The 20,270-nt window shown below is 40.1% G+C and carries 17 protein-coding genes; 15 read left to right on the top strand and 2 right to left on the bottom strand.

The annotated features are described in order from the left end of the window. The first annotated feature begins 63 nt into the window (after nucleotides 1-63). The 7 genes from RV13_RS03105 (at nucleotide 64) to truA (ending at nucleotide 5,644) form a co-directional block, all read left to right on the top strand. Nucleotides 64-1,002: a DNA-directed RNA polymerase subunit alpha gene (locus RV13_RS03105; protein ID WP_010747196.1), complete on the top strand. Its 939-nt coding sequence runs from the start codon at nucleotides 64-66 to the stop codon at nucleotides 1,000-1,002. Between the two features lie 27 nt (nucleotides 1,003-1,029). Then, complete coding sequence (gene rplQ / locus RV13_RS03100) at nucleotides 1,030-1,410, top strand: 50S ribosomal protein L17 (protein WP_010747195.1); 381 nt, start codon at nucleotides 1,030-1,032, stop codon at nucleotides 1,408-1,410. A 253-nt stretch (nucleotides 1,411-1,663) separates the two neighbouring features. Next, the gene (locus tag RV13_RS03095; RefSeq protein ID WP_010747194.1) at nucleotides 1,664-2,500 is read left to right on the top strand and encodes an energy-coupling factor ABC transporter ATP-binding protein; all 837 of its coding nucleotides are present in this window, start codon (nucleotides 1,664-1,666) and stop codon (nucleotides 2,498-2,500) included. Then, the gene (locus tag RV13_RS03090; protein WP_028020382.1) at nucleotides 2,476-3,345 is read left to right on the top strand and encodes an energy-coupling factor ABC transporter ATP-binding protein; all 870 of its coding nucleotides are present in this window, start codon (nucleotides 2,476-2,478) and stop codon (nucleotides 3,343-3,345) included. Before RV13_RS03095 ends, RV13_RS03090 begins: the two co-directional genes overlap by 25 nt. After that, nucleotides 3,335-4,132 carry an energy-coupling factor transporter transmembrane component T family protein gene (locus RV13_RS03085; protein ID WP_010747192.1) on the top strand — a complete coding sequence of 266 codons (798 nt, stop codon included), beginning with the start codon at nucleotides 3,335-3,337 and terminating at the stop codon, nucleotides 4,130-4,132. The genes RV13_RS03090 and RV13_RS03085 overlap by 11 nt, the downstream gene beginning before the upstream one ends. Before the next feature lie 173 nt (nucleotides 4,133-4,305). After that, on the top strand, nucleotides 4,306-4,800 hold the full coding sequence (locus RV13_RS03080) for a DUF6434 domain-containing protein (RefSeq protein WP_255212351.1): 495 nt from the start codon (nucleotides 4,306-4,308) through the stop codon (nucleotides 4,798-4,800). Nucleotides 4,801-4,897: 97 nt separating this feature from the next. Further along, nucleotides 4,898-5,644, top strand: coding sequence for a tRNA pseudouridine(38-40) synthase TruA (truA, locus tag RV13_RS03075; protein ID WP_010747190.1), 747 nt, complete (start codon nucleotides 4,898-4,900; stop codon nucleotides 5,642-5,644). A gap of 56 nt (nucleotides 5,645-5,700) precedes the next feature. Here the strand turns inward: truA and RV13_RS03070 are convergent, their stop codons facing one another. After that, on the bottom strand, nucleotides 5,701-8,298 hold the full coding sequence (locus tag RV13_RS03070) for a YfhO family protein (RefSeq protein ID WP_010747189.1): 2,598 nt from the start codon (nucleotides 8,296-8,298) through the stop codon (nucleotides 5,701-5,703). A gap of 246 nt (nucleotides 8,299-8,544) precedes the next feature. Further along, complete coding sequence (rpmB, locus tag RV13_RS03065) at nucleotides 8,545-8,733, bottom strand: 50S ribosomal protein L28 (protein ID WP_010747188.1); 189 nt, start codon at nucleotides 8,731-8,733, stop codon at nucleotides 8,545-8,547. A 322-nt stretch (nucleotides 8,734-9,055) separates the two neighbouring features. Between rpmB and RV13_RS03060 the strand changes: the two genes are divergently transcribed. The 8 genes from RV13_RS03060 (at nucleotide 9,056) to RV13_RS03025 (ending at nucleotide 20,259) form a co-directional block, all read left to right on the top strand. After that, nucleotides 9,056-9,418 carry an Asp23/Gls24 family envelope stress response protein gene (locus RV13_RS03060; protein ID WP_010742791.1) on the top strand — a complete coding sequence of 121 codons (363 nt, stop codon included), beginning with the start codon at nucleotides 9,056-9,058 and terminating at the stop codon, nucleotides 9,416-9,418. Nucleotides 9,419-9,447: 29 nt separating this feature from the next. After that, the gene (locus RV13_RS03055; RefSeq protein WP_010747187.1) at nucleotides 9,448-11,130 is read left to right on the top strand and encodes a DAK2 domain-containing protein; all 1,683 of its coding nucleotides are present in this window, start codon (nucleotides 9,448-9,450) and stop codon (nucleotides 11,128-11,130) included. Nucleotides 11,131-11,311: 181 nt separating this feature from the next. After that, nucleotides 11,312-13,345 (top strand): ATP-dependent DNA helicase RecG, encoded by a 2,034-nt coding sequence (recG, locus tag RV13_RS03050; RefSeq protein WP_010747186.1) that lies wholly within the window; start codon nucleotides 11,312-11,314, stop codon nucleotides 13,343-13,345. A 114-nt stretch (nucleotides 13,346-13,459) separates the two neighbouring features. Continuing rightward, nucleotides 13,460-14,461, top strand: a complete 1,002-nt coding sequence (gene plsX / locus RV13_RS03045; protein ID WP_010747185.1) for a phosphate acyltransferase PlsX — start codon at nucleotides 13,460-13,462, stop codon at nucleotides 14,459-14,461. A gap of 117 nt (nucleotides 14,462-14,578) precedes the next feature. Continuing rightward, on the top strand, nucleotides 14,579-14,824 hold the full coding sequence (gene acpP / locus RV13_RS03040) for an acyl carrier protein (RefSeq protein WP_028020380.1): 246 nt from the start codon (nucleotides 14,579-14,581) through the stop codon (nucleotides 14,822-14,824). 167 nt (nucleotides 14,825-14,991) lie between these two features. Further along, nucleotides 14,992-15,687 carry a ribonuclease III gene (rnc, locus tag RV13_RS03035; protein WP_010747183.1) on the top strand — a complete coding sequence of 232 codons (696 nt, stop codon included), beginning with the start codon at nucleotides 14,992-14,994 and terminating at the stop codon, nucleotides 15,685-15,687. Nucleotides 15,688-15,850: 163 nt separating this feature from the next. Beyond that, on the top strand, nucleotides 15,851-19,444 hold the full coding sequence (gene smc / locus RV13_RS03030) for a chromosome segregation protein SMC (protein ID WP_010747182.1): 3,594 nt from the start codon (nucleotides 15,851-15,853) through the stop codon (nucleotides 19,442-19,444). Further along, nucleotides 19,441-20,259: a Cof-type HAD-IIB family hydrolase gene (locus tag RV13_RS03025; RefSeq protein ID WP_010747181.1), complete on the top strand. Its 819-nt coding sequence runs from the start codon at nucleotides 19,441-19,443 to the stop codon at nucleotides 20,257-20,259. Before smc ends, RV13_RS03025 begins: the two co-directional genes overlap by 4 nt. Nucleotides 20,260-20,270 lie beyond the last annotated feature (11 nt).

Here is a 20,270-nt window from a genome sequence, read left to right as displayed (position 1 = left end):
TGAGTTTTACAGGAACGTCATTGAACAAGACACTTTTCGTTTTGAAAGGGGTAAAAGACAAGAATGATTGAATTCGAAAAACCAAGAATCACAAAAATTGATGAAGACAGAGATTATGGCAAGTTCGTTGTTGAACCTTTGGAAAGAGGTTATGGAACTACTTTAGGTAATTCTCTACGTCGTATTCTACTTTCTTCTTTACCAGGCGCTGCCATTACCAATATTCAAATCGATGGGGTGTTACACGAATTTTCAACCATCAAAGGTGTAAGAGAAGACGTTGTACAAATCATCTTGAATATCAAAGGTTTGGCTTTGAAATTATTCGCTGAAGAAGAAAAAACCCTTGAGATCGATATTACTGGACCAGCTACGGTAACTGCCGGCGATATTATTGTTGACAGTGACGTTGAAATCTTGAATAAAGATATGTACATTTGTACTGTTGCTGAAGGAGCGACATTCCATGCTCGCTTAACAGTAAAACCTGGTCGAGGCTATGTTCAAGCAGACGAAAATAAAAAGGAAGACATGCCAATTGGTGTCCTTCCAGTCGATTCTATTTACACACCAGTACGTAAAGTAAACTACCAAGTTGAAAATACACGTGTTGGCCGTCGTGATGACTTCGATAAATTAACGATGGAAATTTGGACTGATGGATCAATCATTGCTCAAGAAGCATTGAGTCTTGCAGCGAAAATTTTGACTGAACATTTAGATATTTTTGTAAATCTTACTGATGAAGCGAAAAACGCTGAAATCATGGTTGAAAAAGAAGAAACGCAAAAAGAAAAAATGTTAGAAATGACCATCGAAGAACTAGACTTGTCTGTACGTTCGTACAATTGCTTGAAACGTGCTGGAATTAATACGGTTCAAGAATTAACGAATAAGTCTGAACCTGAAATGATCAAAGTTCGTAATTTGGGTCGTAAATCACTTGAAGAAGTGAAAGCTAAATTGCATGATCTTGGTTTAGGATTACGTAAAGACGATTAATATTGTTTACAAAGGAGGGAAACCTACGTGAGTTACCGTAAATTAGGACGCACATCTAGCCAACGTAAAGCGATGTTGCGTGACTTAACAACTGACTTAATTATCAACGAACGCATCGTTACGACTGAAGCTCGTGCGAAGGAAGTTCGTTCAACTGCTGAAAAGATGATTACCTTAGGAAAACGCGGGGATCTTCATGCACGTCGTCAAGCTGCTAGCTTTGTACGTAATGAAGTCGCTGATGTTCGTGAAGAAAACGAAGCAATCGTTGTTGAATCTGCATTACAAAAATTATTCAACGATATCGCTCCTCGTTACGCTGAACGTCAAGGTGGATACACTCGTATCTTGAAAACTGAACCTCGTCGTGGCGATAACGCGCCTATGGTCGTTTTAGAACTTGTATAATAATCACTCTTCACTTTATAGATGATTCTTTTAGAGTGTTATGATGTTGGAGATTTTCTCCGAGTCTAGCTCAGCGCCGCTTCCCAGATTGACTGGGAAGCCGGCACTCATCATAAAGTGTTTTTTTATACCCAAAAATACTGTCAAGACAGATCGGTATACAAAAGCATTTTATCGAGTATCAAGGATTGATAAAACGTAGCTTTTTTGCTAGGCTTAGAACAGATTTGCAAAGAAGTGGGAAGGTGTAACCATGAAGCCAATTATTGAAATCAATCAAATTGAATTTAGCTATCAAGAAGACGCGACACCCGCTTTGAAGGATGTCAGTTTTTCAATTAACAAAGGAGAATGGATCGCTATCGTTGGGCATAATGGTTCAGGAAAGTCTACATTAGCCAAAGCAATCAATGGTCTTCATTTACCGCAAAAGGGAACGGTGACTGTTGGAGGAATGGAACTGTCTGAGGAATCTGTATGGGATATTCGTCGAATGGTGGGAATGGTCTTTCAAAATCCTGATAACCAGTTTGTTGGAGCAACAGTAGAAGATGACGTTGCCTTTGGATTGGAAAACCAAGGAATTGAACGAAGCGAGATGCAAAGTCGTGTACAGGATGCCTTGGAAAAGGTAAAAATGCAAAATTTTGCAACACGAGAACCTGCACGTCTATCAGGTGGACAAAAACAACGAGTAGCTATTGCCGGTGTTGTTGCTCTCCGACCGGATATTATTATTTTAGATGAAGCGACTAGCATGTTAGATCCTGAGGGTAGAGATGATGTTATTGCGACAATTCGTAAGATTAAAGAGGAAAGTGATTTAACAGTCATATCAATCACTCATGATATTGACGAAGCAGCCAGCGCCAATCGAATTCTAGTAATGAGAGAAGGCAAACTATATCAAGAGGGGACCCCTGAAGAAATTTTTTCTGCAGGACCTGAGTTAGTTTCGTTGGGATTAGATTTGCCGTTTCCTGAAAAATTAAAGGCTGCATTAAAAGCCCGTGGTGTAAAGGTGCCGTTGAATTATTTAGATGAAGAAGGGATGATGGACTGGTTATGGACATCCGTTTTGAAAAAGTAAGCTACGTTTATCAACCGAATACGCCCTTTGAACAACGAGCACTTTATGATATTGATCTATCTATTAAAGAAGGGTCATATACTGCATTAGTGGGACATACTGGTAGTGGAAAATCCACTTTACTTCAGCATTTGAATGCGTTATTAAAACCAACTGAAGGGCAAGTGAAAATTGGTGATCGGATGATTACACCGACTACAGATAATAAGAATTTGAAGCCTGTTCGGAAAAAAGTAGGAATTGTCTTTCAATTTCCGGAAGCTCAATTATTCGAAGAGACGGTGGCAAAAGATATTGCCTTTGGACCGAAGAATTTTGGTGCTAGTGATGAAGAAGCTTTCGTTTTAGCAAAGGAAAATTTGAAATTAGTTGGCTTGGATGAAGAATATCTTGAGCGATCTCCTTTTGAGCTCTCAGGAGGGCAGATGCGACGTGTTGCGATTGCAGGGGTGTTAGCCATGGAACCTGAAATATTAGTCTTAGACGAGCCAACAGCAGGCTTAGATCCGCTTGGACGTAAAGAAATGATGGAAATGTTTTTGCGGTTGCATCGGGAAAAAAATATGACGATCGTTTTGGTCACTCATTTAATGGATGATGTTGCCAATTTTGCTGATTATGTTTATGTTTTAGAAAAGGGCCATGTGGTAAAACATGGGACTCCTCAGTCAGTCTTTGCTGATGTTGCATGGCTAAAAGAAAAGCAATTAGGCGTCCCTCAGGCAAGTGCTTTTGCTGAAAAGATGCAAGCACGCGGGGCTGCCTTTAGTGAATTACCATTAACAGAAAACGAATTGGCTGATTGGATCGTTAAACAAGCAGGAGGTCCTGCTCATGATGAATAAATTGATCTTTGGCCGCTATATTCCGGGGGATTCCTTGATTCATCGTCTGGATCCACGGGCTAAATTAGTTGCGAGTTTCTATTTTATTGGGATTATTTTTTTAGCGAATAATTGGCAAAGCTACGTATTTTTAGGGGTGTTCACATTATTCGCAGTCTTTTTGTCAAAAATAAATATAAACTTCTTTTTAAAGGGTGTTAGACCCTTGATTTGGTTGATCATCTTTACTGTAGCATTGCAAATGTTGTTTACACGCGGTGGAACTTTGTATTGGTCATGGGGAGTATTTAGTCTTTCCTCCTACGGGATTCAAAACGGACTATTTATCTTTTGCCGTTTTGTGTTGATCATCTTTATGTCAACATTGTTGACTTTAACGACACCGCCATTGTCAATGTCCGATGCAATTGAATCTTTGTTGAATCCGTTAAAAAGATTCCATTTACCAGTTCATGAGATTGCTTTGATGCTGTCGATTGCTCTGCGGTTTGTTCCTACATTGATGGATGAAACGGAAAAAATAATGAACGCGCAACGTGCTCGCGGCGTTGATTTTAATGATGGCAATTTGATCCAAAAGGTTAAAGCAATCGTGCCTCTATTGATACCGTTGTTTGTTAGCAGCTTTAATCGTGCGGAAGATTTGGCGACTGCGATGGAGGCCCGTGGGTATCGTGGTGGTGAAGGACGTAGTAAATATCGTAAATTACAATGGGCATCACGAGATACGATTGTCCTTGTTGTTTTTGGGATAGCAACAATTCTTTTAATATTTTTACGCAGCTAAGCTTGGAGAAATCCAAGCTTTTTTTGTACGCCAATTAGTTCGAATGCACAGAGATTATTTTGTAGTTTTTATGTTAGGATGAATAAAGGAATAAGATGGCTGAAAAGCGACCAGATTTACACGCAGGGATGAAGGTAGAAACATTTAGCGAATATTATTATTTATAAGAAGAACTGCAAGCCTTTTGTCAAGCTCATGGTTTGGCAAAATCAGGTAGTAAAGCGGAGTTGAACCAACGAATTGCAAACTTTTTGCGCACGGGGAAAAAGCTAGTTCCTAAAAAGAAACCAACAAAAATTGCACGTACGGAAGAATTAATACTGGAGAGTTTAATCGAAGAGAATATTATTTTTTCTGAGAAGCATCGTGCCTTTTTTAAACAAGAACTCGGCGAGTCTTTTCGTTTTAAAGTAGCCTTTCAAAAATGGCTGAAATCTAACCCAGGAAAGACTTATCGTGAAGCGGTTCTGATGTATCCTGATATTGCAGTGAAGAAGCCTGAAAAAATTGATGCGCAATTTGAATACAATACTTATATCCGTGATTTCTTTATAGCGAACAAGGATCGATCATTACAAGAAGCGATCGTATGTTGGAAGCATAAAAAAGCATTGCCAGGCAGCAATAAGTACGATGTTTCAGATTTAAGTGTGTTGGAATCCCGATAAAAAAGCTGTTATAATGACTCCGGTTAAGAATATCCCTCTATGTTTAATTTAAGAGATATTAAATTAAGATTCGTTTGTTTTTAAAAGGAGAATTAGGATGGTTAGATATAAGGCAGTGATTGCCTATGATGGAACAAATTTTAACGGATTTCAGCGACAACCCAATGGTCGAACAGTACAAGAAGAAGTAGAAAAAACGTTACAGAAAATGAACAATGGAATACCTGTAACAATTTTTGGTTCAGGTCGGACAGATGCTGGAGTCCATGCGATTGGACAAGTCATTCATTTTGATTATCCGCAGGAACGGCCGCTAGAACGTATGCGGTTTGCGTTGGATACACAAACCCCCGAGGATATTGCGGTTTCCTCAGTTGAGGTTGTGGCTGATGATTTTCATGCACGTTATCACGTTGTAGAGAAAACCTACCATTTTAAAGTTCAAATTGCTAAGCCACGGAGCCCTTTTCGGCGCCACTATGCTGCGTATTATCCGTATCCTTTAGATTTGGATTTGGTTCGCCGAGCATTGCCGGATTTATTGGGAACTCATGATTTCACTTCATTTTGTGCGACAGGTGGAGCGATTGAAGATAAAGTTCGGACGATTTACCAAGCAGACCTTGAGGTGAATGCAGCAGGAACAGAACTGACTTTCATTTTTCGTGGAAACGGCTTTTTGTACAAGATGATCCGAATTTTGGTGGGAACTCTGTTAAAGATTGGAAATGGGCGTATTCCTGCAGACGGAATTCCAGAGATTCTTTCAGCGATGGATCGGAACGCTGCCGGACCAACAGCGCATCCAGAAGGATTGTATCTTGCAGAAGTCAAATATAAATAAAAAAAGGATCAAACAACTGAAGACTCAGATTGTTTGATCTTTTTTTACGGTCTTTACTAAGAATGACGATGTATTTTTTTGGGTTTAAGTACTCTTAGATAAAGAATGAACATACCAATAGCAATTACAAAAGAACATGCACCAGCGATGAATCCTTTAGGCAGGTAACTAAAGGTTACTTTGTGCTTGCCTTTTGGGACGCGAATACTGACAAAGGCGTTTTGGAAGGCTTTTGTCTCCACTTTTTTTCCATCGATTTTGGCAGTCCACCCTTCATCGTAAGGAATCGTTGTAATTAAAGTCTTGGCTTCTTTCGTGTCTACTGTTCCTTCAGCACTATGTTTGCCGACTTGCATGTCTACACCATTTTCTTTGATCTTATCGACAGCTAATTGATAGGCTACGGTGTCTAATGCTAAGACTTGCGGGTTTTGGAAGCTGATCGATTTTGTACCATAAAAACTTGCGGTGAAGGTAACTGTTGTTGCTTTTTCATAGTAACCTAAATCATAATATTGTCCGCTGATTCCGATTTGCGCTTGGCGTGTTTGTCCGTTTGCTGTAACGGTAGCGGTCGAACTTTCTAGCTCAGCAAAATCGTAAGGATAGAGACTTAAGTAGGCTTGAGTGTTTGCTGGGACCTGTACTTTCCAGGTGACATCTTTCGCTACATTTCCTTGTTTTTCAGTAATTGTTGTAATATTGCCAGCGTTAGTAACATTGGCATTTTTTGTGTCTATTTGTGTGATAGGCAGAAATTGATAATACTGAAATTGTTCTTGCGACAATGCGTTGAATAATTGTGTCTGCGTGCCAAGGTTATCATTTGGCAAGGCCTTTAATTTATCAATACTTGTTGGAGCCGTAAAAGCTAATGGCAAGGCGTTATTATTTTCAAAAAGATTATACTCGCCAACGCTTTGCGTTTTCGTGAATCCATATTTATTTAAGTCTTTCGTTTTCGCTATATTGTATTTAATCCCTGTGAAGGCATCAGCTAGCAATGTATTATTTTGATAACGAATGTTTAGACTTGTGCCTCTTGAACGAAATCCTAATTGATCCATATAACCAGAAGAGTGTCGATTACGAATTGAAGAGAACATGCTGACACCGCTATAGCCATAATTAAAGGCATCGTTAGAGGAAACGGGGTCAAGGTTCTCCATTCGATAAAACGTGTCGTTATCACTCTTGGTTTTATCAACTAATGCTTTGATCGAAGGATAGGGCTCAGTATAGAGGCTGCGAGAAGCATAGTTCCAATCTTTCAACACGCCACGTACCATAAAGTCACTATTAATAAAGGCTTCTGTAGACATCAGTAATAAAAGTAAAATGCTGAGTGCCTTGAACGGAATCTTATTAAAATGGTGGGCGGTAAAGATCAACGCATATACCGCTAAAAAGCCTAATGTGATGTAAAGTGAAATATTTTTAAGGTAGTCGTAATCTTTGCCCTTCATTCCCCAGAAAATGGCAAAGAGTGCGATTAGCAGCAGACAGGAAGCTACCAGTTGCAAAATATTCTCTCGGTCTAACTTTTCCCAGCCCCACGCCGCTAGTGTGATCACTAAAAATGAAAGTAAATACGCGTAACGGAATAAGAACATGTTTGGCGCATGCATCCCATGCCAAAATAAATTCATTGGCTGAATATAAAAACTTGCAATCAGGATTGCACCAATCACACCATAAGCAAGTTTATTTTTCCAAGGAATCTTTTTGCAGATAAAGAAAAACAAACACAGAGCTAATGGTAATAGACCGATATATATAAATGGAATCGAACCGTATTTCGTTGTATCGTAGGAGCCAATCAAATTTTTTGCAATAAAATCCCACCAGCTTGTCGCTTCCGTTTTAAAGGTAGTGATTTGCGTTAGTTCTTCACCATTTGTCCGTAAATCAAGGATTGAGGGTAGAATTACAATCATTGAAGCAAAACCGGCTAATAACGAAGTGGCTCCATAGGGAATAATGCTTTTTTTATACAGCTTCCAATTGGTGATCAAACGTGCAATAAAGTAAAGAACTGAAAAAACACCAATCATAAATCCCATATAAAAGCTCGTTAGAAACAACATTAAATAGGAGACAAACAGTACAGTCGGCTTTTTCAAATCCATCACACGATTGATTCCTAAAATAATCAATGGTAGATAAATAAAGGCATCCAGCCACATGATGATTTCAGAATGCGCAATAGCAAAGGACATCAGAGCATAGGTGACACTCAGTGCTACACGAGACCAGTCGGGCAATTTAAAACTCCCCTTGGCGTAAAACCAAAAGGCTAGTCCCGCGGAGCCAATTTTGATCAGAGTTAAGAAATACAGAGCATCCGGCATCATTTGATTTGGAAAGAAAATAACCAACGGTGTAAAAAATCCGCCGAGGTAGTAGGAAACTAATGACAGATAATTCAGCCCCATAGAGGCATTCCAAGTATAAAAAAGGCCTTGCTTACCTAAAAGCATATTTCGAAAACTTGCGTGAAAATTTGAAAATTGGGAGAAGGCATCACTGGCTAAAACACTACGACTTGATCCAGGATAGATACCAATCGTTAGATAGACGATCACCATGAGGGTGAGCGGCAGGAAAAAGCTGGCTAATAAATACCAACGGTTTTCTTTAAGATAGTTTTTCATATAAAAATCACCAAACTTCTTTCAACAGACTATCCAAATTTTACCATAAACGCAGCAAAATATTGTGAAAGAGCTATGAAACTCAAGCAAAGATTTGAAATTTGTGTGGAGAAGTGTCTATTCAAAATGAGAAATAAAAAAACGAGCCGATACGATCGACCCGCAATTCTTATTCAAAATATGTAAAATAGAAAACTGTCAAAAAAAACCGTTCAGAATTGAACGGTTTGACTTAGTTGGATAATATTAAACGCGCTCAACTTTTCCAGATTTCAAAGCACGAGTTGAGACCCAAACTTTTTTAGGTTTTCCGTCCACTAATACGCGAACTTTTTGTAAATTAGGTTTTACAGTACGTTTAGTAGCGTTCATAGCGTGAGAACGGTTATTTGCACTTCTTGTTTTCCGACCAGTAAAATAGCAAACTTTTGCCATGTGTTGTTTCCTCCTTTTGCCTTGATATTGGAGCGCTTCTTTGGCTCATACTAAAATAAAATAGCACAGATTAGCAAGATTAGCAAGTGAATTTTTTTAGAAAGATTGACATTCTATGGATTTGCAGGTAAATTATACTCTGTTAGCGTAAAAATTTTTTAGTAAAAGTTTTGATGCAAGAAAGTTGGTACAATTTGCGGCAAGCAGGCAGCGCCCTATCAGCAAATCGCAATGGAACTTTCTTTTATTTGTCATAGGGCTATGATAAACTATTATAGTAGAAAAAATGGGCGAGTGTGCCTATTTAAGGAGGCTAACAACTATGGCTGTGAAAATTAATACACAGACTGGTATGATCGAAATTTCAAACGACGTCATCGCGACGGTTGTCGGCGGTGCAGTTACTGACGTGTTTGGTATCGTCGGTATGGCTAGTAAAAATCAAATCAAAGACAATATCACAGAAATTTTAAGAAAAGAAAACTATTCACGCGGCGTCGTAGTACGTCAAGAGGAGAACGGGATCGCAGTCGACGTCTATACGATCGTCAGCTACGGCACGAAGATCTCAGAAGTGTCGCGCAATGTCCAAGAAAAAGTGAAATATAATTTGGAAACGATGCTTGGGGTTACAGCCAACTCAGTGAATGTCTATGTTCAAGGTGTACGTGTTCTGCCTGATTAAGGGCAGCGTTCTTAAGGAGGACTAAGTAAGTGAAGGTAACAGAAATCAGCGCGAGTCAATTCCAAGAAATGGTAGAGGCTGGCGCTAAACGTCTGCAAGTCAATGCAGAATATGTCAATTCATTAAATGTATTTCCAGTACCGGATGGTGATACTGGGACCAATATGAATCTATCTATGACTAGCGGTGCAACGGCCGTTGTCAATTCTGCTTCTGAAAAGGTTGGAGAGTTAGCTAATGTTTTAGCAAAAGGATTATTGATGGGCGCTCGCGGAAACTCCGGGGTTATTTTGTCACAATTATTCCGTGGTTTTTCTAAAGAGATTTTAGAGGTGGATACATTAAATGCGCGAGATTTAGCAGAAGCATTAGTGCATGGTGTAGAGACTGCCTATAAAGCAGTGATGAAACCCGTAGAGGGGACGATCTTAACTGTGGCTCGCGAATCAGCAAAAGCTGGTGAACGTAAAGCGAAACAAACAGATGATGTGGTTGAAGTCATGTCAGCTGTTGTTAAATATGGAAAAAAAGCGTTAGATAAAACACCTGACATGCTGCCAGTATTAAAAGAAGTTGGTGTAGTTGATAGCGGTGGACAAGGGTTATTGTTCATTTATGAAGGCTTCTTGAGTGCGTTAAATGGCGAATTTCAAGCAGATGATACGTATGAGCCAAGTCCAGCTGAAATGGATGAAATGGTGAATGCGGAACATCATCGCAGTGTTCAAGGACAGCTAGCAACAGAAGACATCAAATTCGGCTATTGTACTGAAATTATGGTTCGTCTAGGGGAAGGACCAACCGTTGATAGTAAATTTGATTACGATACTTTCCGTAACTATTTGGATGGCATTGGCGATTCACTGTTGGTGGTCAATGATGACGAGATCGTTAAAGTACACGTGCACACGGAACATCCTGGCGAAGTCATGAATTATGGACAAAAATTTGGTGCGTTGATCAAAGTTAAAGTGGATAACATGCGTCAACAGCATGAAACGATCTTAGAACATGATGAAGAGGTCGCAGCTTTTGAAGCAGCACCAGCAGAGCATAAACCTTACGCAGTGATTGCTATTGCAGCCGGTGAAGGAGTCCAAGAATTATTCAAGAGTCTAGGAGTCTCTTATGTCATCAGCGGCGGTCAGACCATGAATCCAAGTACAGAAGATATTTTGAAGGCTATCAAAGAAGTCAATGCGGACCAAGTCATTGTCTTGCCGAATAACAAAAATATCTTTATGGCGGCAGATCAAGCAGCGGAAGTTGCGGAAATTCCAGTTGCAGTAGTACCAAGTAAAACTGTTTCTCAAGGAATGACAGCGATGTTGGCATTTAATGGGGATCAAAGCCTAGAGGATAATAAAACATCAATGACTGAGATGCTGGATTCAGTAGTTAGCGGTCAAATTACGAATGCGATTCGTGACACAGCGATTGATGGTGTTGAGATTCATGAAGGCGACTACTTAGGGATGATTGATGGGAAAATCGTTCTTTCAGAAGCAGATAAATACCAAGCGACCTTAGATACCTTGAATAAAATGATCAGCGAGGATATCGAAATCATCACGATCATCGTAGGTGTTGAAGGTACCCAAGCAGAAGCTGAAAAAATAAGCGAAGCAATTGAAGCAAGCTATCCTGATTTAGAGGTTGAGATTCACGAAGGAAACCAACCCGTTTATCCATACTTGCTTTCAGCAGAATAAATTAGTAAAAGTCGGAGGGAGTGGGCCAAGAATATCTGGCTCACTCCTGTTTTTGTCAAATTGAATTTTCGCTTAAACACAATTAGCGGAGTCGTATGCTGAGCGAGAATAAGGTGATTTTCGAAAAATAGCGCTATTGACTCCGAGACAGCAGAAAGCCAAAAACGAAAGGGGGATTACGATGACGATCCAAGAATCTGTTTCGGTATTACCAGGTGTAGGGCCGAAACGTGCGCAAACGTTAGCTGACTTAGGGATTTTAACGATTGAAGATCTATTAAGCTATTACCCTTTTCGTTATGAAGACATTCAAGAAAAAAATTTATTAGAGATCAACGATCAAGAGAAGGTTACATTAAAAGGTGTCATTGTCTCGGCACCCGTAGTTAGCCGCTTTGGCTACAAAAAAAGCCGTCTTCAGTTTCGGATGATGCAAGATCACGCCGTATTTATGGTTTCTTTTTTTAATCAGCCTTACTTAAAAGATAAAGTTGAAGTCGGTGAAGAGCTAGCCGTTTATGGAAAATGGGATGCGAAGCGTAAGTCATTAACTGGAATGAAGATTTTAGGCGGCAAACAAACAGAAGAATATGCACCCATCTATCATGTGACGAAAGCGATTCGACAAAGTACCTTGATTGACTTAATTAAGGCTGCTTTTGAAAAATTTGGTGATCAAGTGATGGAAAACCTGCCTGAATATCTTTTGGAAAAGTATCGCTTAATGCCAAGAAAGCAAGCGATGCGAGCGATGCATTTTCCTAAAAATCCGGCAGAAAGCCAACAAGCCAAACGGCGAGTTGTTTTTGAAGAGTTTTTCCTATTCCAAATGAGAATGCAGGGATTAAAGAATAGTGAGCGCAGTGAAAAGAATGGGATCGCAATTCGTTACGATGTAGAACGATTAAAACAATTTACTCAAAGGCTGCCTTTTGAGTTAACAGACGCGCAAAAACGGGTAACCAATGAAATTTGTTATGATTTACGAAGTAAAAAACATATGCAGCGTTTGCTGCAGGGAGATGTTGGGAGCGGAAAAACAGTAGTGGCCGCCATTGCTTTATACGCGACAATGACAGCAGGGTTTCAAGGAGCTTTAATGGTGCCAACGGAAATTCTGGCGCAGCAGCACTTAGAAAGTCTGAATCAACTGTTTGATCCGTTGGAGCTGACGACAGCACTATTGACCGGTTCAACGAAAACAAAAGAGCGACGAGCGATTCTCGCAGGCTTACAAAATGGCGAAATAGATGTGGTCATTGGGACACACGCTTTAATTCAAGACGATGTCCAATTTGCTAATCTGGGATTAGTTATCACGGATGAACAACACCGATTTGGGGTAAATCAGCGGCGAGTCTTGCGAGAAAAAGGGCTACACCCTGATGTTTTATTCATGACAGCGACACCGATTCCACGGACATTGGCGATCACAGCCTATGGAGAGATGGATGTTTCTGTTATTGATCAAATGCCTGCGGGGCGAATTCCCGTCAAAACCAGTTGGATTAAGCCTAAACAATTGGAGCATACCTTAGATTGGGCAAAACAAGAATTGCAGGCTGGTCATCAGTTGTATGTGATTTGTCCTTTAATTGAGGAGTCTGAAGCGTTGGACGTGAAGAATGCGACTGAAATTTATGAGCATTTGAAGGAGTACTATGCACCGACTTATCAGGTTAGTCTATTACACGGAAAAATGAAGAATTCCGAAAAAGATGCGATTATGGAAGCATTCAAGGATAATCAAAGCCAAATTTTAGTTTCTACCACCGTTATTGAAGTGGGAGTCAACGTTCCAAACGCGACTGTGATGTTTATCATGGATGCGGATCGTTTTGGTTTGGCACAGCTTCATCAATTACGTGGTCGTGTGGGCCGTGGTTCAGATGCTTCTTATTGTATTTTAGTTGCTAGTCCTAAAAATGAGCTGGGCAAGGAACGTATGAAGATCATGACTGAAACAAATAATGGATTTGTCTTAAGTGAAAAAGATTTAGAATTACGCGGACCTGGGGAAGTTTTCGGCTTCCGTCAATCCGGGTTGCCGCAATTTTTAATTGCGGATCTGGTAAATGATGCCAACGTATTAGAAGTAGCGAGGGACGAGGCCAATCAGATTTGGCAAGTAGATAATTGGCGTGAGCAGCCAGCCTTTGCACCATTAGCAAAGACCTTAAAACCGGATGAAACTGGCGAAACATATTTCGATTAGTATGCTATACTGTAGAAAAAATTAAAGACTCCCATTACCGTTTTGGATGATATAAAAGGCAAATGGGACACGGATTAAATATGAATTTATTGAAAAAAAGGAGAGAGTGTTCTCATGAAAATTGCTGTAGATGCAATGGGCGGAGATTTCGCACCTAAAGCTATCGTGGAGGGTGTGATGTTAGCACAACAAAATCACCCGGAAATCGAGTTCCAATTATATGGAAAAGAAGACGCTATTCGTCAATATGTAACTAACGAAAAGAATATTACGATTATCCACACAGATGAAAAAATTAATAGTGATGATGAGCCTGTTAAGGCTATTCGTCGCAAGAAAAATGCTTCAATGGTTTTGGCAGCGCAAGCGGTCAAAGAAGGGAAGGCAGATGCGATTTTTTCTGCAGGAAATACAGGAGCGTTGTTAGCTGCTGGGCTATTTGTAGTAGGAAGGATCAAAGGAATCGAACGTCCTGGGTTGATGTCTACTTTGCCTGTTTTAAATAGCAACAGCGGATTCGACATGCTGGACCTAGGAGCGAATGCAGAAAACAAAGCAGAGCATCTTCACCAATATGCGATTTTGGGTTCATTCTATGCAAAACATGTTCGTGGTATTGAAAGCCCTCGTGTCGGACTTTTAAACAACGGGACTGAAGAAACAAAAGGCAGTGAATTAACAAAAGAAGCATTTAAACTATTGCAAGCTGAAGAGAGCATCGACTTTATCGGCAATGTGGAAGCTAGAGAGCTGTTAAATGGTGCCGCTGATGTCGTTGTTACAGATGGCTTTACAGGAAACGCGGTTTTAAAAACAATCGAGGGAACAGCAATGGGTCTGATGAGCTTGATTAAAGGCAGTATCAATGAGGCAGGTGTCAAAGGGAAATTTGGAGCACTGATGTTAAAAGATACGCTTTATGGCTTAAAAGACAAATTGGACTATTCTTCTCATGGCGGTGCAGTGTTGTTTGGTCTGAAGGCACCAGTGATTAAAACACACGGTTCTACCGGTCCAGAAGCAGTAGCTAATACGATTGATCAAATTCATACGATGCTTGAAACGAATGTGGTTGGGCAATTGGTCCAGTTTTTTGAAACACCTAAGGGCGAATAAGCAGGGTGACAATTTACCGAAAAAGGTAGACAAAGGGCACAAACATCAGTAAAATGAACTGTGACCTTCTGGTAAAACATAGACGAATATTAGTTGATCAAGTGGAGGTGAATGTTGTTGACTCGTGAAGAAGTATTTAGCAAAGTTGCTGAAATAATTTCAAATCACTTTGAAATTGATAAAGACAAGGTAACACTTGAATTGAGTATAAAAGACGACTTAAATGCAGATTCAATCAGTATTATGGAATTTGTTCTAGAATTAGAAGATGAATTCGGAACAGAAATTTCTGATGAAGATGCTGAAAAAATTGAAACAGTTGGAGCTGCAGTTGATTACATTGTGGAAAACAACCAAGCTTAACAAAGTGGTACACCGGCAATTGCTGGTGTATTTTTTTGTGTAATAAAAGAGAGATGAAGGTCGATCATTTTTTGAAAATTTCTTACTATCATGACTTCTGATTTAAAAATCCTAGAAAAAACAGTATAATAAAGCGTGATGGAAATCTCAAAAAAAGGAATGAGCCCATGGATACACAGTTGATCAATGAATTGAAAGAAAACTACGGCATCGTTTTTCACGATGTGAACTTATTAGAGCAGGCGTTTACCCACTCATCATATGTGAATGAACACCGTAACATGAACATCTCAGATAATGAACGGTTAGAATTTTTAGGGGACGCTGTCTTAGAAATTCAAGTATCGGACTATTTGTATCACCATTATCCAAATTTGCCAGAAGGCCGCTTAACTCGGCTGCGTTCGGCAATTGTAAGGGAAGAAAGTTTATCAAAATTTGCGAAAGAATGTCATTTTGATCACTATATCCTGTTAGGAAAGGGCGAAGAGAATTCTGGCGGTCGTGAGCGTGCAGCACTCTTGTGTGACTTGTTTGAGGCATTTTTAGGTGCTTTGTATCTAGATCAAGGCTATGATGTGGCTCTACGTTTCATTCAAACCGTTGTCTTTCCGAAAATTGAGGCAGGAGTCTTTACAAGAGAAATGGATCATAAGACTCGTTTGCAGGAAGTTTTGCAAAAAGGTGGGGACGTATCGATCGATTATCGATTAGTGAATGAAGAGGGCCCAGCCCATGAGCGGATTTTTACGATTGATGTGTATGCTGATGATGAATTGATTGGTTCAGGTCAAGGGAAATCTAAAAAATTGGCAGAACAAGATGCAGCGGAAAAAGCATTAATAAAAATTGCAGCTAAATAAGACGTTGTTTTACGTATCAAAATAGATGAGGCAGACGTAGAACTACGACATATCTTAAAGGTAAAGTCAACAGTTATTTCTGCTTAACAAAAGGGATGCACAGCAACTGTCGTTGCTGTGCAAGTTCGTATAGCTCTTTTTATGAAAGTATAGGAGGAACATTTTGTATTTAAAACGAATTGAGATCGCTGGTTTTAAATCCTTCGCCGATCGAACAAAGATCGAGTTTGAAAAGGGCGTAACGGCGGTTATTGGACCAAACGGCAGCGGGAAAAGTAATATTACTGAAGCGATTCGCTGGGTTTTAGGCGAACAATCTGCAAAGAGCCTGCGGGGAGGCAAAATGCCCGATATCATCTTCGCTGGTTCAGAATCGCGAAAACAGTTAAATATCGCTGAGGTGACCGTAGTGTTGGACAATACGGATCACTATTTACCGTTAGCCTTTAGTGAAGTCAGTGTGACGAGACGTTATCGACGAACGGGAGAAAGCGATTTTTTCATTAATAAAAAAGCTTGTCGTTTAAAAGATATCCAAGACCTTTTTATGGACTCTGGGTTAGGAAAAGAATCCTTCTCGATTATTTCTCAAGGAAAAGTAGAGGCGATTTTTTCCAGCAAACCGGAGGATCGTCGCGGAATTTTCGAGGAAGCCGCAGGTGTCTTGAAATATAAGCAACGAAAGCGTAAAGCCGAACAAAAGCTTTTCGAGACAGAAGATAATCTAAGCCGCGTTCAGGATATTATTTATGAATTAGAGGATCAGCTGACTCCTTTAGCTGCTCAAAGTGAAGCAGCCAAGGAGTTTTTAGCGCTAAAAAAAGAATTGACAGCTACGGATGTCAGTTTGATGGTAGCCAAAATTAAGCAAACGCGAGATTCTTGGCAATCAGCTAAAACTGATTTTGATACATTGTCCAAAATAGTCGAAGAAAAAAGCCAGTTTATTCAACAAACAGAAGTGCAATTAGGCACACTACGAGAAAAACGTGGAACTTTGGATGAACAACTGGAAACCGGTCAGCAGCAATTACTCCATTTGTCAGAGGCCTTGAAGCAAGCAGAAGGCCAGAAGGAACTATTGAGTGAACGTTCAAAGAATACCCAAAAAACTAGCGCGGAATATCGAACAACATTAGAAGAACAGCGCAAGAAAAAAGCAGAAGCACAATTGAACCTGCAGGATGTTCAAGCGCAGCAGAAGGATAAGCAAGCCGAAAAACTGGCGTTAGAGGAAAAGATTCAAGAGTTAACTTCGGAAGCTGAGAAATATCAAAAATCTCCCAAAGAATTATTAGAGGATCTACGTGGCACTTACGTAGAATTGATGCAAGAATCAGCGAATGTCAGCAATGAATTGAAATATTTAGAGCGCCAATACTCGCAAGAAAAAGCAAAGAACCAACAAAGCATGAGTCGCTTTGAAGCGTTAAAAGAGCAATTGGAAGCATTGACAGCACAACAAACAACCGCACAAACTAAGTGTCAAGACTTAGAGAAACAGTTGAAAGAAGAGCAGGAAAACTATCGACGGTTAGCAGAAGAAAAAAATGCGGCGCAGCAGCAACTGCAAAAAGAGCAGCAGCTGATGTATGATTTGATGAGTCAGGTCCAGCAAGCGCGCGCACGACAAAAGAGTCTGCAAGAAATTCAAGAGAATTATAGCGGCTTTTATCAAGGGGTACGTAGTGTCTTGCAGCACAAGGACCAGCTAAGCGGAATTGTTGGTGCAGTGGCAGAATTGATTCAGGTACCCAAAGAATACACTTTGGCGATTGAAACAGCTTTAGGTGCATCTTCACAGCATATCATCGTAGAAAATGAAAAGGATGCCCGTCAAGGTATTACTTTTTTAAAGAGACAACGCAGCGGCCGGGGAACTTTCTTGCCGTTAACGACGATTAAGCCACGAAGCTTAGGAGCTCATCAATATCAGGCAATTAAGGATGAAGCTGGCTTTTTAGGAGTTGCAAGTGAGTTAGTATCATTTCCTGAGAATGTTGCACCTGTTATGGAGAATCTCTTGGGCGCTATTGTAATCGCCAAAGATCTAAACTGTGCCAATCAGCTTGCTCGGCAATTAAGATATCAAGTTCGAGTGGTCTCATTGGATGGGGATGTGATGAATGCCGGCGGCTCCATGACTGGTGGTGCGACGAAGCAAGGGAATCGTGGGAACTTATTCAACCAAGGTCATGAATTGGAAGAATGGACGAAACGCTATGAGGAAATTAATCAAGCGTTGCAGACAAAGGAAAAATTTGTTCAGGAGCTACAAACAAAAGTAGCGGAGCAAACAGATACACTTGAATCTTTGCGAACGCAAGGGGAGCTAACACGGTTAGCCTATCAGGAAGCACAAAACAATGAAGAACAGGTTAGCACTGAGTTGGCGCGTTTGCAGAAAGAGCAAGCGTTATTCTCGTATGAAGCTAAGGAATTAGAAAGCTTTTTGAATGACTATCAAACACAAAAAGAAGCTTTAGAAATTCAACAGGTTGAATTGAAGACGCAGCAAGAACGAATCAATCAAGAAATTCAGCAGATGAATGAAGAAAGCGATCAGTTAGAAGAAAAACGCGCAAATATCAATGCTGAATTAAGTCGTCTTCAAGCGGATTACGCTGTATTAGATGAGCGGTTACTGTATCTAGAACGACAAGCTATAAGCTTTGAAAGTCAGATGAATGAGTTGACGGGTCAGATTATGAGTCTGGAAAACCAAATATTAGCACTCTCTAGTGATTCGTCAGATCATGAGGAAACTGAAGAAAGCTTAAATCAGCGCCTAACAGAGTTGTCCACGGCGAAAGAGCATTTGCAAGAGCAGTTGACTTTGTGGAAGGAATCGCGTCAGGACTTACAGAAACAAGTGGATCAGTCTGATAGTGCATTAACTGAAGCCAATAGGGAACAAAAACAATTGCTTGCAAGACAATCACAGGCAGATGTTCAAAAAAACCGGTACGAGCTGAAATTGGATAATGCATTGACCTATTTACAAGAAGAGTATAGTTTGACCTTCGAAGGGGCAGAAGCTCAGGCGGACCCTGAAATTGATCAACAGATAGCGCAAAATGAAGTCAGTCGCTTGAAACAAGCCATCGAAAAATTGGGTCCAGTTAATCTGAATGCGATTGAGCAATATCAACAGGTTGAAGAACGCTATGATTTTCTTACTACACAAAGAGATGACTTGTTATCAGCGAAAGAGCAACTATTTGAAACGATGGACGAGATGGATGATGAAGTTAAAACACGTTTCTTCACCACATTCCAAGCGATACGTGAAAAATTCAATGAGGTCTTCCCTAATATGTTCGGCGGGGGTCGTGCGGAGCTAGTATTGACTGATCCTGATGACTTGTTGAATACAGGAATTGAGATAGAAGCACAGCCCCCAGGGAAGAAATTACAAAGTCTGTCGTTGCTTTCTGGTGGAGAACGCGCATTGACGGCAATTGCCCTACTCTTTTCGATTATTCAGGTTCGCCCAGTACCATTTTGTGTCTTGGATGAGGTAGAAGCTGCTTTGGATGAGGCGAACGTTACTCGCTTTGGTCGTTACTTGAGTGCTTTCCAAAATGATACGCAGTTTATTGTAGTTACTCATCGTAAAGGAACAATGGAAGCCGCTGATGTCCTATATGGAGTGACGATGCAAGAATCAGGTGTATCAAAAATTATTTCAGTGCGGCTTGAAGAAGTGAAAGAGGATGGAAAATTTCAAGTGAAGGAAAGGGAATTGTTGGAATGATAAAATTAATTGCGATTGATTTAGACGGAACATTGTTGACGGATGCGAAAACAATCTCCGATACAAATAAAAAAATGTTGGCTGAAGCAAAGACACGAGGGGTTAAAATCGTGATTTGTACAGGACGTCCACTGATTGCGATCAAGGATTATTTAGCCGAGCTAAACTTATTGGATGCAGATGATTATTCTATTACATTTAATGGAGGATTAATCCAAACAAATACAGGTGAAATTTTAGGAAAGACAGCAATGGATTTGGCTGATGTACAACATATTCATCAGTTATTGACGAATCTTGCTCTGCCGATGGACGTTCTATCAGATGCTCTATGTTTCCAATTTGAAACAGCAAAAGATCATCCATCGATTTATCCAACATTGAACAAAGCATTAACGTATGTTCCAAAGATGATTGAGGCATTGGATGAGGATACGTTGTACAATAAAGTGGTGGCGGCAATTGATGCAGCATACTTGGATCAAAAAATCGCCTTAATTCCGAATGAAGAATACGAGCGCTTCGAGATTTTCAAGACGCGTCCTAATTTATTAGAATTTATGCCAAAAGGTGTGACAAAAGCTTTTGGTCTTTCAGTCTTAGGTGAGCATCTTGGTATCGAAGCTCGTGAGATGATGGCATTAGGCGATGAAGCGAATGATCTGTCGATGATCAATTATGCTGGAATGGGTGTCGCGATGGAAAATGCGACAGATGGAGTAAAATCGGCTGCTAATTTTGTGACGAAAACCAATCAAGCGGATGGTGTTGCGCATGCTATTCAAAAATTCGTATTTGATGATTTAATGGAATAATTGAAATGAGG

The organism is Enterococcus raffinosus (assembly GCF_001886185.1).
In the GTDB taxonomy this organism is placed as follows: Bacteria; Bacillota; Bacilli; order Lactobacillales; family Enterococcaceae; genus Enterococcus_A; species Enterococcus_A raffinosus.
This window is presented reverse-complemented; position numbering and strand designations above follow the sequence as displayed.

Bases quoted from the DNA above. Each gene is read 5' to 3' on its own strand.
- RV13_RS03105 (WP_010747196.1), top strand. From the start codon at position 64: ATGATTGAATTCGAAAAACCAAGAATCACAAAAATTGATGAAGACAGA.
- RV13_RS03095 (WP_010747194.1), top strand. From the start codon at position 1,664: ATGAAGCCAATTATTGAAATCAATCAAATTGAATTTAGCTATCAAGAA.
- RV13_RS03090 (WP_028020382.1), top strand. From the start codon at position 2,476: ATGGACATCCGTTTTGAAAAAGTAAGCTACGTTTATCAACCGAATACG.
- RV13_RS03085 (WP_010747192.1), top strand. From the start codon at position 3,335: ATGATGAATAAATTGATCTTTGGCCGCTATATTCCGGGGGATTCCTTG.
- truA (WP_010747190.1), top strand. From the start codon at position 4,898: ATGGTTAGATATAAGGCAGTGATTGCCTATGATGGAACAAATTTTAAC.
- RV13_RS03070 (WP_010747189.1), bottom strand. From the start codon at position 8,298: ATGAAAAACTATCTTAAAGAAAACCGTTGGTATTTATTAGCCAGCTTT.
- rpmB (WP_010747188.1), bottom strand. From the start codon at position 8,733: ATGGCAAAAGTTTGCTATTTTACTGGTCGGAAAACAAGAAGTGCAAAT.
- RV13_RS03060 (WP_010742791.1), top strand. From the start codon at position 9,056: ATGGCTGTGAAAATTAATACACAGACTGGTATGATCGAAATTTCAAAC.
- recG (WP_010747186.1), top strand. From the start codon at position 11,312: ATGACGATCCAAGAATCTGTTTCGGTATTACCAGGTGTAGGGCCGAAA.
- plsX (WP_010747185.1), top strand. From the start codon at position 13,460: ATGAAAATTGCTGTAGATGCAATGGGCGGAGATTTCGCACCTAAAGCT.
- rnc (WP_010747183.1), top strand. From the start codon at position 14,992: ATGGATACACAGTTGATCAATGAATTGAAAGAAAACTACGGCATCGTT.
- RV13_RS03025 (WP_010747181.1), top strand. From the start codon at position 19,441: ATGATAAAATTAATTGCGATTGATTTAGACGGAACATTGTTGACGGAT.